The sequence below is a fragment of the Fulvivirga marina genome, from assembly GCF_016775155.1.
Classification (GTDB): Bacteria; Bacteroidota; Bacteroidia; order Cytophagales; family Cyclobacteriaceae; genus Fulvivirga; species Fulvivirga marina.
Map to the genome: position 1 here is coordinate 270,197 of NZ_JAEUGD010000023.1, position 15,380 is coordinate 285,576.

The 15,380-nt window shown below is 38.8% G+C and carries 16 protein-coding genes; 10 read left to right on the forward strand and 6 right to left on the reverse strand.

Annotated features, from left to right (window positions below):
* Nucleotides 1-25: 25 nt before the first annotated feature.
* On the reverse strand, nucleotides 26-1,441 hold the full coding sequence (locus tag JMN32_RS08175) for a toxin-antitoxin system YwqK family antitoxin (protein WP_202855819.1): 1,416 nt from the start codon (nucleotides 1,439-1,441) through the stop codon (nucleotides 26-28).
* Nucleotides 1,442-1,654: 213 nt separating this feature from the next.
* Nucleotides 1,655-2,041 (reverse strand): RidA family protein, encoded by a 387-nt coding sequence (locus tag JMN32_RS08180; protein WP_202855820.1) that lies wholly within the window; start codon nucleotides 2,039-2,041, stop codon nucleotides 1,655-1,657.
* 41 nt (nucleotides 2,042-2,082) lie between these two features.
* On the opposite strand from JMN32_RS08180, the gene JMN32_RS08185 reads away from it, so the two are divergent.
* The 3 genes from JMN32_RS08185 (at nucleotide 2,083) to JMN32_RS08195 (ending at nucleotide 4,657) form a co-directional block, all read left to right on the forward strand.
* A complete protein-coding gene (locus JMN32_RS08185) occupies nucleotides 2,083-2,664 on the forward strand; it encodes an LOG family protein (RefSeq protein ID WP_202855821.1) in 582 nt (193 codons plus the stop codon).
* Between the two features lie 131 nt (nucleotides 2,665-2,795).
* A complete protein-coding gene (locus JMN32_RS08190; RefSeq protein ID WP_202855822.1) occupies nucleotides 2,796-3,305 on the forward strand; it encodes an ABC transporter permease in 510 nt (169 codons plus the stop codon).
* Nucleotides 3,306-3,418: 113 nt separating this feature from the next.
* Nucleotides 3,419-4,657, forward strand: a complete 1,239-nt coding sequence (locus tag JMN32_RS08195; protein WP_202855823.1) for an aspartyl protease family protein — start codon at nucleotides 3,419-3,421, stop codon at nucleotides 4,655-4,657.
* Here the strand turns inward: JMN32_RS08195 and JMN32_RS08200 are convergent.
* Nucleotides 4,654-5,130, reverse strand: coding sequence for a hypothetical protein (locus JMN32_RS08200; RefSeq protein ID WP_202855824.1), 477 nt, complete (start codon nucleotides 5,128-5,130; stop codon nucleotides 4,654-4,656). The genes JMN32_RS08195 and JMN32_RS08200 overlap by 4 nt on opposite strands.
* A 105-nt stretch (nucleotides 5,131-5,235) precedes the next feature.
* On the opposite strand from JMN32_RS08200, the gene JMN32_RS08205 reads away from it, so the two are divergent.
* The gene (locus tag JMN32_RS08205; protein ID WP_202855825.1) at nucleotides 5,236-6,351 is read left to right on the forward strand and encodes an NAD(P)/FAD-dependent oxidoreductase; all 1,116 of its coding nucleotides are present in this window, start codon (nucleotides 5,236-5,238) and stop codon (nucleotides 6,349-6,351) included.
* Here JMN32_RS08205 and JMN32_RS08210 read toward each other — a convergent pair.
* Nucleotides 6,348-7,247 (reverse strand): UbiA family prenyltransferase, encoded by a 900-nt coding sequence (locus JMN32_RS08210; protein WP_202855826.1) that lies wholly within the window; start codon nucleotides 7,245-7,247, stop codon nucleotides 6,348-6,350. The genes JMN32_RS08205 and JMN32_RS08210 overlap by 4 nt on opposite strands.
* 50 nt (nucleotides 7,248-7,297) lie before the next feature.
* Here JMN32_RS08210 and JMN32_RS08215 point away from each other — a divergent pair, with 50 nt between their 5' ends.
* Together JMN32_RS08215 and JMN32_RS08220 are read left to right on the forward strand one after the other, a co-directional pair.
* On the forward strand, nucleotides 7,298-8,389 hold the full coding sequence (locus JMN32_RS08215) for a type III polyketide synthase (RefSeq protein ID WP_202855827.1): 1,092 nt from the start codon (nucleotides 7,298-7,300) through the stop codon (nucleotides 8,387-8,389).
* Nucleotides 8,389-9,102, forward strand: a complete 714-nt coding sequence (locus JMN32_RS08220; protein WP_202855828.1) for a methyltransferase domain-containing protein — start codon at nucleotides 8,389-8,391, stop codon at nucleotides 9,100-9,102. The genes JMN32_RS08215 and JMN32_RS08220 overlap by 1 nt, the downstream gene beginning before the upstream one ends.
* 46 nt (nucleotides 9,103-9,148) lie before the next feature.
* On the opposite strand, the gene JMN32_RS08225 is transcribed toward JMN32_RS08220, so the two are convergent.
* Nucleotides 9,149-9,733: a nitroreductase family protein gene (locus JMN32_RS08225; RefSeq protein WP_202855829.1), complete on the reverse strand. Its 585-nt coding sequence runs from the start codon at nucleotides 9,731-9,733 to the stop codon at nucleotides 9,149-9,151.
* Nucleotides 9,734-9,821: 88 nt separating this feature from the next.
* On the opposite strand from JMN32_RS08225, the gene JMN32_RS08230 reads away from it, so the two are divergent.
* The 4 genes from JMN32_RS08230 (at nucleotide 9,822) to JMN32_RS08245 (ending at nucleotide 14,490) form a co-directional block, all read left to right on the forward strand.
* Nucleotides 9,822-11,549: a M14 family metallopeptidase gene (locus JMN32_RS08230; RefSeq protein ID WP_202855830.1), complete on the forward strand. Its 1,728-nt coding sequence runs from the start codon at nucleotides 9,822-9,824 to the stop codon at nucleotides 11,547-11,549.
* A 185-nt stretch (nucleotides 11,550-11,734) separates the two neighbouring features.
* Entirely contained in the window at nucleotides 11,735-12,193 is a 459-nt protein-coding gene (locus tag JMN32_RS08235) for a DinB family protein (protein WP_202855831.1), read from the forward strand.
* Between the two features lie 51 nt (nucleotides 12,194-12,244).
* A complete protein-coding gene (locus JMN32_RS08240; RefSeq protein ID WP_202855832.1) occupies nucleotides 12,245-13,090 on the forward strand; it encodes a dienelactone hydrolase family protein in 846 nt (281 codons plus the stop codon).
* Between the two features lie 104 nt (nucleotides 13,091-13,194).
* Nucleotides 13,195-14,490 carry a 7TM-DISM domain-containing protein gene (locus JMN32_RS08245; RefSeq protein ID WP_202855833.1) on the forward strand — a complete coding sequence of 432 codons (1,296 nt, stop codon included), beginning with the start codon at nucleotides 13,195-13,197 and terminating at the stop codon, nucleotides 14,488-14,490.
* Here the strand turns inward: JMN32_RS08245 and JMN32_RS08250 are convergent.
* On the reverse strand, nucleotides 14,487-15,332 hold the full coding sequence (locus JMN32_RS08250; protein WP_202855834.1) for a DUF4349 domain-containing protein: 846 nt from the start codon (nucleotides 15,330-15,332) through the stop codon (nucleotides 14,487-14,489). The genes JMN32_RS08245 and JMN32_RS08250 overlap by 4 nt on opposite strands.
* Nucleotides 15,333-15,380 lie beyond the last annotated feature (48 nt).

Below are 15,380 nucleotides of genomic sequence, written 5' to 3' on the forward strand. Positions count from 1 at the left end.
TTATACTGAAATACAATATTAAAAGTTACTTTTCCGTATAATCTTCTGACTCCCTGAGTCCGCCACTTTTGTAATAATAGTACCAAACACCGGTTTTCTCACCATTCTTAAAATCCCCTTCAGCTTCTTTTTTGCCATTGTTATAGTAATATATCCACCTACCCTCTCTCAGGCCGTTTTCGAATTGTCCAATCTCTGTTACACTACCATCCTTTTCATAATAGCTCCATGAGCCGTGGGGAACTCCATTTTGAAACTGACATTCTATTTCCTTTTTCCCATCAATGTAATAGTTAACCTTAAGGCCATTGCCGTTTTTAAGGTCTCCTGCAGATAGAGTATCTCCATAAATGGTGAAATAGGGGCTTGTGCTCATGAGTCTACCTTTGTCCCAGGTTTCTTCCTGCATCAATAGGCCAGTAGTATGGAAGATGCCCCAAAGTCCGTCCTCAAGGCCGTGATAGAAACTGCCAACTGACCTTAGCTGTCCTTTGTCGTAGTAGGTAAACCATTGGCCATGCTGCTTGTCATTTTGGTATTTTCCTTCCTCCACTACATAGCCATCATTGTTAAAGTATCGCCAGTTACCCACTTTTATTCCATTGGAATAGAACCCTTGTATTGCGGGGTTTCTGTTGTCGAAATATGTAAGATAGACACTATCTTGCCAGCCATTTTTATAGAATTTCAGTTCCTCAAGCTCTCCATCTTTATAGAAGGATTGCCATTTGTTTTTTGCATGCCCTTCTTCATAATGCTTTATGCTTTTGATCTTTCCGTTTTCATGATACTCAACCCATGTGCTATCAGGCAAGCCAGCTTTATATTTTTGGATTTCCATTATTTTACCAAAATCGTAATATGATTTCCAAAGACCATCTTTGCTGCCATTGTTATATTTTCCTTCCTGAGTAAGTCTGCCGAATTGGTTGAACTCCTTCCATTGGCCATGGGTAGTATCAGCTTTGTAGCTTCCTTCGGCTAACAATTCACCATATGGTCCGTAATAATAAAAAGGCCCTTGCTGCACACCATTCTCAAAAGTTTTAACATACATAGGCTGTCCATCGTCATAGTATGTTACCCACTCCCCATGTTTTTTACCATTTTGATATTTCCCTGCCTGCTCGACGGTACCTGTGGGAGAAAGTCCAATCAAATCAGTAGGTTGATCATTTTTATATTTTACTTTAGCTTTAATACTTCCATTCGAATAGAAAAATCGCCAGACTCCTTCTCTTTTGTTATTTTCGAATTCCCCCTCTTCGAGTTTGATGTCGTTCTTATCATAAAACCTCCACATCCCCGTTTTCTCACCGTTCACAATATCTCCAATAGCATATGCGGAGCTGTCTGTGGTGAAAAGTTTGGTCTCCTGGGCGTGAACATCAATTGCCAGGATGGTTAATAAGGTTGCAATCAGGTTAATTATTTGTTTCATGGCCATGCTAAAGCAAATATTGTGCAAGGTAAATTATAAATTATTTTAATATTACAAGTGCCTTACTATCTTTGCGTCAAAGATAAAAACGTAATAAAAATATGGGTTATTTAGCGCTAGTACTGGTTTTAGTATTATTTGTTATGGCAATCATTTCTCCAATGATTTTTCCTAACAAAATGATCAGTGATAATAAGCACGATATAGACGGCTCTACTGAACAATAGCAGTAGCTTCTATTTCTAATAAATATTCGGGACTGATCAATCGGCTTACTTCTATCATTGAGGTTGCCGGTTTTATATCTCCAAATACTTCACCGTGTGCTTTGCCTATCATTTGCCATTGGCCAATATCGGTTACAAAGATTCTGGTGCGAATAACGTTAGACAATTGGGCTCCGGCTTTTTGAAGGCTTTCATCAATAATTTGTAGGATGCACTTGGTCTGTTCATAAGGGTTATCCTTGCCAACCAATTTCCCATCCTTAACTGACACTGTACCAGAAACTTCTATAGTATTTCCTATGCGTACAGCCCGGGAGTAGCCCACAATATCTTCCCAAGGGGCTCCGGTAGATATGTTTAACCTTTTGTCCATAGATACTTTTTGTTAGTTTTACTTTTTTATACCCCTAAAATATGAATAATATCTGTGTCTTTTGTGGTTCCAGCCATGGTAATGATCCCATCTATGATACTCAGGCAAAAACATTGGGTAAACTATTGGCTGAAAATAACAAAGCCCTTGTTTATGGTGGGGGCAACATAGGTTTAATGGGTGTAATAGCTGATGCGGTAATGGATAATGGAGGTAAAGTAGTTGGGATTATACCAGATTTCTTAATGAGAAAAGAAGTAGGTCATCTGGGTTTATCAGAACTTATAGTGGTGAGATCTATGCATGAGCGGAAACAGAAAATGACAGAATTGGCCGATGGTTTTGTTGCTATGCCTGGTGGCTTCGGTACACTTGAGGAGTTAGGTGAAATTCTTACCTGGGTTCAACTAGGGTTAATAAAAAAGCCGGTAGCGTTACTTAATGTAAATGGCTTTTATAATAACCTGTTGTTGCAAATGGACCACATGGTAAAGCAGGGGTTTCTAAAACCACAGAATCGTAAGTTGATTATTAACCTGAATAATGCTGAAGATGTCCTTCCTCTTCTGGAATCACATATACATGATGATTATTCTATTTGGGATGATCTGGACAAAACCTAACTTGATGAAAAAGTGTTCATTTATGCACAGCCATAATGTTTGAGGTTGAACATATTTAAAATGAGAACTTCCTCAATTGCGTTTAGAGGGCATTATAATTATGGTATACTTCTTGAAATACAATATTCTGAATGTTTTGGAATCATTGTATCATATCACTCAGAAAACTCCGTCAACATATACTGTTTTATATAGTAAGCATTTCTGTATCAGCAATAGGCTTTGCATGTCTTATCAGTAGTTTTGTTTTATTTAAGACATATGGTCAGGTGTCTGTGTTCATGGTTGGTATTGCTGTGACGATCTTTGCTTCCAATAGTGTAAATAGCATCAGCTATAAGTATTCTATTAAAGAGGTAAGTATCAGGAAATTGCTTGGGGCAGATTCATTGGCCATATACAAATTAATTCTTACCGAATCGTTTATACTATCTGTACTGGCATTACTCTTTAGTCTTATTGCATTGGATCTTGCCCCACTGAAAGGTGTGTTTAGCTTTAATTTAAAATATAACTTAAGCAGTTTTGGCGACCTGGTATTTGCATTTGTCTGCGTTTTGGTGGTGAGTATTACTACCGTTATATTCCCAGGTTATCGGCTGGTTAAAGCTGATATTATCAGTCATTTGAAAAAAAACTAAAATCCCCCAGTTTGGGTTATTTTAATGAAAAGAAATGAAATTATGTTCGCAATCTAATAAATCTGTCACGCAAAATTCTTAATTTTTAAGAACATGAGTTACAGTCGATGTGCATGAGAAAAATTTTGATTGGCCTTACTTTTTGTTCTTTTTTATTACCTTTTTTTTCAAAGTCGTATAGTCAAACACTGGGCTTTGAGTTAAATGATACGAAACGGGTCAATATTCCTTTTGAAGTCTATAATAACCTCATTGTTGTTCCTGTTGTCCTTAACAATCAGATACCCCTAAAATTCATACTGGATACCGGCGTACGGACTACTATTCTGACCGAAAAATCTTTTAGTGATATATTAAACCTGACTTACTCAAGAAAATATACGATTTCAGGGCTTGGGGGAGAGCGGCATGTAGATGCTTATATTACCAACAATGTATCTCTTTCACTTCCTGGCGTATCAGGAAAAGGGCATGCGATGTTGGTACTTGCGGAAGATTACCTTGAGTTGCGCAATTATCTGGGTACAGAGGTGCATGGCATATTGGGCTACGAGATCTTTAGCCGGTTTATAGTTACTATCAACTATGATAAGAAGGTATTAACGCTTACAACACCTGAACACTTTAAGAAACGCAGGAGGTTTCAGGAAGTGGAGATGAAAGTAGAGGATACAAAGCCTTACATTTCGGGACGTATTGTTTACAAAACGGGCGAGCATCTGGATGTGAAGTTGCTTGTTGATACGGGTGCCAGCCATGGGTTGCTATTGGATAAGTCATCAGATCCGCAGATAACAATACCAGAAAAACATATCACGACATCTTTAGGCAGAGGTTTGGGGGGATTGTTGGAAGGAGAAATGGCCCGCCTGAAATATTTTCACCTCGGAGAAGCATGCTGGCAGGATATCCTTGCCACCTTTCCCGAAACAAATTCTTTTCTTGATAGCCTCAAAAATGTAGGGACATTTAGAAACGGTTCTGTCGGGGGTGAAATTCTCAGCCGATTTACCGTGGTTATTAACTTTCCTGAAGAAAAGCTGTATCTAAAAAAAGGAAAAAGCTTTAAGAAGGATTTTACCTATAACCTAAGTGGTTTGGTGGTTAAGGCCATTGGTAGTCGCTTAAATACTTATGAGATTACAGAAGTACGCAAAAATTCAGTCGGCGAAAAGGCTGGCTTTAAGAAAGGCGATGTTCTCGTTTCCATCAATAGCATTGATGCCAGTAGGTTGAGGTTAAGTAACATTACAAATTTTCTTAATGCCAGGGAGAACAAAAAGCTGAAGCTAACCGTCTTACGGGACGGCGTTAAAATCACTCAAACTTTTCGTTTAAAGAGCCAGATTTAGTTATTACTGAAGAAGTTAAGAAACTGAGACTGGCGCTTTTTATAAGAGGTATACAGGTACTTCTGCATACTTCTAAGTCGTATAGAATTTAATATTGATCTTGAAAGAGCTTCAGAGGTAATGCCATCCTTAAGAATAAACTCTTGAGCACCAACTAAATACGACTCTCCGTAATTTGAATTCTTTAAAATCGCAATGGGGATATCACGGGTTTTAGACCATGATGAGAGCTTACCGAGAAGGCTTTTTAAGTAGGGTTCCTCCAGGTTGTCATCTATCAGGATGCAACTGGGACGAAACCGCATGATCTTTTTATAGACGGTTTTTAGGTCGAAGCCTATTTCTGCATGATAACTTTTAGTTTTGATCTCTTTTAGCTTTTCGTAAATATTACTAAGTTCGATCGGGTTGTTTCCAATTAAAAATATATTAATGGCATCATTGCTAGTTTTGTTAGTAGATATCGAATTCATAGGCCAACTTGTTTTTGTAAATTAAACGCTTTTATCTGTAATAAGTTTGATCATTATATTCTATTTTTTAGAAAATTATTCACATTTGATGTTAATACGCTGGTGGTGAGAAAGGTAATCGTTATAGGAGGAGGGCTTGCTGGTTTAGTAACTTCTATTTGTTTACGCAAGGCTGGTTTGCCTGTAACATTAATAGAGAAAAAGACATATCCATTTCACCGAGTATGTGGCGAATACATTTCTAATGAGGTTTGTGGCTTTCTGGAGCGCCTCCAAATATTTCCGGATCATGTCAGGCCATCACTTATTACTCGTCTTCAGATTACTTCTGTAAATGGTAAATCTGCATTTCTGCCATTGGATATGGGTGGTTTTGGGTTGAGTCGATTTGAAATGGATTACTTCATGTATCAAAAGGCAGTAGATATGGGGGTGGAGTTTATCCTACAGAGTCAGGCAGGAGCGGTGAGGTTCGAGGAAAATAAGTTTTTAGTTGACATCGAGGGAGCTTCTAGTATGGAAGCAGAGGTGGTTGTGGGAGCATTTGGGAAAAGATCGAGGCTGGATAAGCAAATGGGGAGAAGGTTTTTGGTAAAAAGATCACCCTATATTGGGGTGAAATACCATATTCAATATGACCAGCATCCAGATGACCTGATTGCACTCCATAACTTTAAGAATGGGTATTGTGGCATCAATAAAATAGAAGAGGATAAATATAATCTATGTTATTTGTCGGCGCGGTCTAACTTATCGAAGTCATCAGATATTTCCGACATGGAAGATCATATCCTTAGTCAAAATCCACATTTGAAGAGAATATTTACTGAAGCTAAATTCCTTTTTGAAAGACCTGAGGTTATCAATGAGATTTCATTTGAAACCAAGGAGTCCGTAGATCAGCATGTGTTGATGTGCGGTGATGCTGCGGGTATGATCACTCCTTTGTGCGGCAATGGCATGGCCATGGCCATTCGATCAGCCAAAACCTTGTCAGGAGAAATCATCAATTACTTTCATAACCACCATTCGAGAGAAAAACTTGAAAGTAACTATGGGCAAAGATGGCGGGTGCTGTTTGAAAGGAGGTTGTGGGCAGGCAGACAGATACAAAAACTTTTTGGCTCAGAGCATGCCTCCAACCTTGCCGTTCTTATAGCCAGGAGGTCAAGGTTTATAGCTGATTTTTTGATTAAACAAACACATGGTGAGGCTTTTTAATAGCCCGCTTTAATAGCCTGGAGCACCTGACTGTTATCCAGGAAAAAATAAATAAAAAAGATGTTCAGGCATAAGGCAGAGATGGTGTTTAGCCACATAGTGTAGCTGTAATTTGCTTTATTTATATCCACATGGACTTTCAAGTACCAATAGCCAAAGTACATTACAACTGGAAGCATCCCCAGCACAAAATGCAAGGCATATTTGTCATGATGATATTCCATAAAGTAAAAAACAAAGCAGCCAACTGCTATGGAAAATGCTATGGCAGTAAAATGAAAAGTACCCTTAATTCCCAGTTTATAACTTAAAGTATTATCTCCTCTTTTGGAGTCTTCCTCATGCTGATAGATCTGTGTCATGGGGTAAGAGCCCCATAATACCAGTGAGGTTAGTAAAGCAGGTATTACTACATGTGCCTGCTCTAGTACATGAAAGCCGTATTTATTCAGCCCCATATAGGCCATAATGAAGGTAAAGATTCCCTGAAAGAAACCTGCAATGAACCAACTGAGCCAGGCATATTTCTTTATTCGCACTAAAGGGTGGCTGTAAGCTTTAGAAACTAACCCATAAATAAATAGCATGAGCGCAAACTGCCAACTGATAAGCAAGGCCAAACCTATAGCAACCAAATCAAATATTAGTGCCGTATAGTACAGGCCTCTTACTACCTTCGGTGGGTTTTTTAAACCACCAATACTTTTCTCGTCTTTATCAAAATAGCTATTGTAGCCGTTGCTTGCAGGGTAAAGAAAAAAATGAAGAGCAATGAAAACAATGATGATCCGGCTTTCATTAATATTTGGTGAGACCGCCAGGGCAAATAGAAATACCGGTAGGAGAAAAAACGAAAAAGGGATACGCAGGTGGAGCCATGTAGATTTTTTAAACATACATTATATTCTTTTACGCCAAGATATCAATTTTTAATTATTATTGATCAATGAATGCATACATCACCTCTATTGCCACATCAAATCCCAGATTCAAAATCAAGCAGCAGGATGTTCTTGATTTTATGATTCGGGCACATCAGTTGAAAGGTGTTGATGCAGATAAATTAAGGGTACTTTATCGAGCTACAGGTATATTATCGAGGTATTCGGTAATAGAAGATTATCAGTCATCCCTGGTCAGACAATTTTTCCCTGACAATAAAAAGCTTGAGCCTTTCCCTTCTACTCAGGAGCGTCTTGAACTCTTTCAGCAGGAAGCTATCACATTGTGTGTTGAAGCTGCCAAAAGAGCCTTAACGACTACTCGTGCTGAACAAATTACGCATTTAATTACGGTAAGTTGTACAGGTATGTATGCCCCTGGTATTGATATAGAACTTGTCGACAGGCTCGGTCTAAATTCACATGTAGAGAGGACAGGTATTAATTTTATGGGATGCTATGCGGCTTTTAATGCAATAAAAGTGGCGGACGCTATATGCACGGCCAATAAAGGTGCAAAAGTACTTGTAGTATGCGTGGAGTTGTGTAGTATTCACTTTCAAAAGAAAGCCATGGACGACTATATGCTGGCCAATGCACTTTTTGGCGATGGTGCAGCTGCGGTAGTGGTGACAGGAAAACCGGTGACAGGTGTAAATCTAAAAACCACTTCTTTTTTCAGCGAGTTATTCAGAAATGGCCATGAGCATATGGCTTGGAAAATCGGTAATTTTGGTTTTGAAATGCGTCTTTCTTCCTACGTGCCCGATGTTATCGAGTCAGGTGTTAGACTGTTAACCCAAAAATTACTTGATAAAGGAGGAGTCGATAAATTTGACTATTTTGCCATACATCCGGGGGGAAAAAGAATTTTACAGGTTATTGAAAAGGAGCTTGGTATTAGTAAAAGGGAAAATCAGGAGGCACATGACATTCTTTCTGAATATGGCAATATGTCTTCACCGACTATTTTATTTGTATTAAAGCGGGTTATGGATAAATTTAACATGGAGGATAATGGTAAGAATCTTTTAGGGCTTGCTTTTGGTCCGGGGCTTACACTTGAGAGTATGCTTTTAACAATTGAATCTCATTAATGGCGTCAAAATTTGTACAGCGAAGTAATGAGGCAGAGCTAATGGATGACCTCGAAAGTTCAGGAGAGGTTATTGATCAGACACTTAAAGAATTGGAAACCATTAACAAATGGCTGGGGGGAAATCATGTTACCGTCAATGGGTTGGATTTGCTGATGGGAAAAGCCAGTGTAAGGCCTGACATTTTAACGATCGCAGATCTTGGGTGTGGCGGGGGTGATATGCTAATGATGATCGCAGATTGGGCACGAAAGCGCCAACAGCCCATAAACCTGATAGGTATAGATGCAAACCCGAATATTGTGGCATTCGCCAAGAAGAATACTCAGGATTACCCTGAAATAAGCTATAAAGCCATTAACATTTTTTCAGATGAGTTTAAAGCATTGAAATATGATGTGGCAACCTCTACGCTTTTTACGCATCATTTTACCAATCATAAGCTTGTCGGTTTATTTGCACATATAAAATCCCAGGCAACCATAGGTATGGTAATTAATGACTTGCATCGCCATTGGTTTGCCTATCACTCCATCAAATGGTTGACCGCTGCTTTTTCAAAATCTGCCATGGTAAGAAATGATGCAGCCGTATCTGTACTCAGGTCGTTTCATAAAACTGAAATTGAGAAAATATTAGAAAACTCTAATATTACTAACTATTCACTCAGGTGGATGTGGGCCTTTCGATGGCAATTGGTTTCGTGGTTTTAGTGCCAGTCGGTCAAGCTGTAGATTAAGCAACGGGATCCGGCATACCTTAGCCGGAAACCCACTTTATCTTACTTTCGATTGGCTTACGCTTACCAGTAGGCCACTTATCACCTTTAGGCATTCCTATGTACAGAAAACCTAACAGTAAGTCATGCTTTCCTAAGCCGAAAAATGGCTTGGCCTCCTCATAGAATGTAACCCCTCCTGTACTCCAATAGCACCCGACTTTATGGGCCGAAGCCGTGAGCCACATATTTTGCACAGCACATGCAGTAGCACAGATCTCTTCTATCTCGGGTATTTTTTGTTCTTCATCCCTGTGCATGCCAATGGCTATTACATGTGAGCATTCCAAAGGTTTATTTTTCAGCTTGGTATAGGTTTCTTCTTTGAAGGAGTCACTGTTTTGTTGTTTGTAGAGATCACTTTGAAAGTCTCCCAGCTTTTTCAGACCTTCTTCTTTGAATATCACAAACCTCCATGGCTCGGTCAGTTTATGTGTTGGTGCCCAATTAGCATTATCCAGCATGTTTTCAATTACCTTATCATCAACCAGTTCCCCGGAGAACATATTGGTGTATATTGACCGACGAGTTTTTATGATTTCATTTACCGTTTCAATAAAATCCATTTATACTTTCTTTTTATTAAGTAATTTAACCTCTCAAAATAAATTGGTTAAGCCACATTAGTGGCTTTGAAGTGATTAAATATAGAGAATGAAAAACACAATCTTTCTTTTATGCCTTTTCTTTTCAGTGCAACTTTTTGCTCAAAAGCATATTAAAACCGGATTTGAACAAAATGGAGGTACCTCGCCCTATCATGAAGTAATTGACTATTATAAAATGCTATCCAAGCAGTATCCGGAAGTTTATATTCAAGAAATGGATGAAACAGATAGTGGTAAGCCGCTGCACATGGTAATAGTGGATGTTGATGCAGACTTTGATCTAAATAGATCAAGGGCAAAGGGAAAGACTATTATCATGATCAATAACGGGATACATCCCGGAGAACCGGATGGTATTGAGGCCTCACAAATGCTGGTACGCGATTATGTAGTGAGTGCAAAAATGAAAAAAGCTCTAAAGGACATTGTACTGGTGGTGATCCCTATTTATAACATTGGTGGCGCACTAAACAGGAATAGCTTCACCCGAGCGAATCAAAATGGGCCGGAAAAGTATGGGTTTAGGGGTAATGCTAGAAATTATGACCTTAATAGAGACTTTATAAAAGCCGATACAAAAAATGCATTGGCTTTTTATGAAATATATCATTTAGCGAAGCCCGATATTTTCATAGATACCCATGTTAGTAATGGGGCTGATTATCAGTATAGCATTACACACTTGGCCACACAGCATAATAAGATCGGGGGTGATATGGGTGCATACATTGAAGGTAGCTTTACTCCTCAGCTCGAAACCCTAATTGCTAAAAAAGGAAGTGAAATCACCCCTTATGTTAATGTGTTTAACCAAACACCAGATTCAGATGGTATCACTCAGTTTATGGATTACCCCAGGTACTCTACAGGATATACCACTTTGTTTAATACTTTGGGTTTTATGATTGAAACACATATGCTCAAACCCTTTAATGTTAGAGTAAAAGCCACTTACAACTTCATCGCGAGCGTTATAGAAATAGCGAGAAAGGACGGGGGGAAGATCAGGGCCATGCATAAGGATAATGTGCCAGAGCCGGGCAGCTTATATCCAGTTACCTGGAAGCTGGATTCTGAGAAATCAAGGGAAATAGGTTTTAAAGGTTATGAGGGGGAGATGGTTGCCAGCAAGGTTACTGGGCAGCAGCGTATTTTTTATAATCGGGGAAAACCCTTCAATAGAAAGATTCCTTACTATAATATTTATAATCCCACCAAAGAGGTCATTCTTCCCAAGGCATACATTGTGCCGCAGGGATGGCATGCAGTGCTAAACAGGTTGAAAGTTAATGACCTGACCTATTCAAGGCTTGAAAACGATACAACAATAGAGGTTGAAAGTTACAAAATAGTTAAATACGAAACGTCACCCTCAGCATATGAAGGGCATTACCCACACAATAGTGTTGAAGTAGATAAATTAAAAACAGATGTAAGTTTCAGAGCTGGAGACTATGTCTTTTATGTTGATCAGCCCGGAGGGAAGTACCTCGTGGAAACTTTAGAGCCAGAAGCAACGGATTCATTTTTCAACTGGAATTTTTTTGATACTATCCTGCAGCAGAAGGAGCATTTCTCCCCTTATGTTTTTGAGGATATTGCCTGGCAGTTGCTTGAAGAAAAACCTGAACTTAAAGAGCTTTTCGAAAAGAAAAAAAGCGAAGATATAAAGTTAGCAGGTAGCTGGCATGCTCAGCTAAGTTTTATTTATATGCATTCGCCTTATTATGAAGAGGCTCATATGCAGTATCCAATATACCGTATAGTGGATTAAGTAATAGACCGGATAAAACATGCATAAGTAGTATCAAAAAAGAGTGGAGCGATCATCTTTAAATAAGAAATCTATTTTCTAATTTAGCGATTTGGCAGGAGTGGGATCAAAAGAAGCTGACAGATGTAATGCCAAAAGAACATGAAGCTAAAAGCCAGAGAATACTAAAAATAAAACACACACCAATGAAAAAGCATTTTAGGGACCAGTTTCAATATAATGCATGGGCGAATCAAAGGGTGTTGATCACCCTTGAAAGCAGCAATGTCAAAAATGACAAGGCGCTCCAGCTTTTTAGCCACCTGTTGTCAGCTCAAATTATTTGGCTTAATCGTATTAAAGATATTCCTACCTCACCTTTTCCATTATGGGAGCAATATAAGCTGCGAGAACTTCGCAGTATGACAGAGGAAAGCTCTGTTAACTGGCTTAGCTATCTGGAAGAACATAAGTTTGACACCTTTGAGGAAATGATCTTTTATAAAAACACTGAGGGCAAGAAGTTTGAAAACACCATAAGGGAGATCATAAATCAGGTGTTGAGTCATAGTTCATACCATAGAGGTCAAATAGCCATACTGTTAAAGGAGGAAGGTATTGAGCCTCCGGTGACGGATTATATTGTTTATGCAAGGCAGAAATAAACAAAATATTTTATCAAGTTGTTAGAGGGGTAATCTCAACCCCTTGGTCCCATGAAAGATTACGCATTTTTTATTGCGCTTTTATTTTTTACCAACTTTCTGTTCGCCCAGTCTGACATTACAATATGTCATACTTCTCCTACGCAGGCTTTCGCGATGTTTGCTTCCGACCAAAAATTTAATGGGGAACATGCTGAGCCTGAGCCATATTTACACTATAGCAAGGACGGTAAAATGATTAAGATAAAGACAGCTGATGGCAAAACTGCTAATGCCTATTTGCTGGAGGCGCAGGAGGATTCCGATGATTATTTGTTTGTGATTCATGAATGGTGGGGACTAAATGGTCACATCAAAAAAATGGCAGAGAAATATTATCGAGAGCTGGGTAACGTTAATGTGCTGGCCCTTGATCTATATGATAGCAAGGTTGCAGAGACCAGGGAGAAAGCCTCAGAATACATGGGACAGGCTGATGAAAAGAGAGTTCGTGCAATTATACAAGGGGCACTTGACTATGCTGGAAATGGTTCGAAAATAGCTGCCATTGGCTGGTGTTTTGGTGGAGGGTGGGCTCTGCAGGCGGCTATGATGGCAGGCAATGAGGCCCGAGGAGCCGTAATATACTACGGTATGCCAGAAAAGGATCTAAATAAAATCAAAGAGAAAATAAACTTTCCTGTTTTGGGTGTATTTGCCAGAAATGATAATTGGATCACTCCTGAAGTAGTCTCAAAATTTCAGAAGGATATGCAGACGGCAAATAAGGAACTCAAGATTCACTTTTACGAAGCAACTCACGCGTTTGCTAACCCTAGCAACCCTAACCATGATATGAAGGCGGCTGAAGACGCTTACCAAAAGTCATTAGCATTTTTGAAGGAAGTGCTGGATTAAGTGTTATTATATTCATGTACCTTTTACCTCGTTTTTGCTTAGGATATAAAAGTATTAGGAGTTAGCTTAAACGATGGTAAGGTAAATCCAATCATAAAATGTCTATGGCTGAGCTACTTAATGCAAGTAAAATTACTGCGTTTCTAACTTTTTTATTGATCGTCACATTGGGGTTTCAGGCAATGTCAAAAACCACAATAAAGCACGGAAGCATGGATCTGACTCAAATAGATATAAGTAATGCGGAACCAATAGTGCTTGACGGAGAATGGGAGTTTTACTGGAAGCAGATCCTGTTTCCATCTGATTTTACCTCTAAGAAGCATCCTTCAGCCCAATATATAAAGGTTCCAGCTGTTTGGAATGGTCTTAAACTGGGTAATTCAGAATTAACAGGGGAAGGTTATGCTACATACAGGTTGGTTATAACAAAAGATGAAAAGCCAGACTTGCTCAGTCTGGATATACCAAATGTATATACTAATTATGCGCTATGGGTTAACGGGGTAATGCTGGCTTCCAATGGTGTTGTTTCAAAAGAAGGGTCACAAGCAAAACCAGCATGGCGGCCACATGTGAAGATTTTTGAAGCTCAGGGAAAAACTATTGAGATCATTTTGCAGGTGTCGAACTTTCATCATAACCGTGGAGGGGTGCATAAATCTATAAAGCTTGGTACACCGGATAATATTAGCAGGCAGCATGAATTCATAGTTGTTTCAAATGTTCTTCTGGTGGGAGGTTTATTGATATTGGGGGCTTTCTTTATTGGTTTTTTTCTGATAAGGAAAGGACTGTGGGCAACGTTGTATTTTGGCCTCTTGTGTTTATTCTGGGGTATTAGAGCTCTTTTTTCCAATATTTACCTCATTACATCGTTTTTCGATAGCATTAGCTGGGAGCTGGCCATTAGAGTGGAGTATCTTTCGTTATACCTTAGTATGCTGGTGGGTATGCTATTTATAAGTCAGGTGTTTTTGGATAAGAAGAAGTCTATTTATAAGTATACACTTATCATGATCAACTACTGCATTATTGCATTAACGGTCATTTTGCCGCCTGTTTTTTTTACTCAATTACTTACTACCTACCAGTTTTTTATTGCAGTAAATTTTCTGTTTGTTATAATCGTTATTGTAAGGGCAATATTTAAGAAACAGCACGAGGCATGGTTCAGCGCAATGGGTATTATCATTGGAATGACCCTGTTTGCCTATGAATTAACAGCCTATGCTGTGGTTGTTAAAATAAACTTTATATTTCTCAACTTCGGATACCTAGCCGTTTTCTTCCTCAATTCCCTGGTATTGGCATACCACTTCGTGGGAGCCTACAAGCAGATCAATGTTCTGGAAGAGGAAAGAAATCGAAGTCTGGAAGGAAGATTGAGGGGCATTTAGCCCCTGTTTCTTTTCAAGCGTAGGTTTTTAAATCGCTTTCTTAAAAGGAAGATTATAATTGAGGTCATCAGCAAAAATGGCCACAAGTAAGTAACTCCTATTATAAAACCTTTTAGAAGGTCCCAGCCGCCGCTAAACCCATCAGTCATTTTTAGCCAAAAACTCTTTGAAGGGGCCTGACTGGCTGTATAAATATCCTGATATGCACTGAGGTGAATGGTTGACATATTTACCTGGCTATTCAAAAAATTAAGCCTTCCTTCTTTTGCCTCTATCTCTTCGCGGATCATGCGCAGTTCATTTTCGACCTTAAGAATGTCCTCCACCTTATGAGCTTTTTTCAATATTTCCCTGTATTGCTCTTCTACCGCTCTTTTATTCTTTAGCCTGATCTTCAGATCAACAAACTCTTCAGTAACATCCTGGGCATTGATATTATTGGTGTAGACGAATGATGCCTGAGTAATTATTTTCTTAAGGAGTGCACCCAACTGATCCTGCTGTACACGAATAGTCATTTCGAGAGATAGCCGATAATTATTGTTAGTGCGATTATCTGTATTCACATACGCATTAAACTGCTTAATGATATTGTCAATATTTGATTTTGCTGAATCCAGATTTTCTACCTGCATGTTGACATTTGCTGTTTTGATCACTTTTCTTTCTACAGGACCTGACAGACTTGCAAACCTGATATCAGGAGGGGAAGATTGTTCCGTAGCTGGTATTTCCTGTAAATCTTCTGCATAGCTAAACTCACCATTCATGCTTTTTTCACCTTGACAGGCACCCATGGTTATGACCATCATTATTAAGAGATATTTCAGCGGCTTTTTCATAGTTATCTATTTTACATTTTTAATATAGATGCTTCAAACTAGCTAATT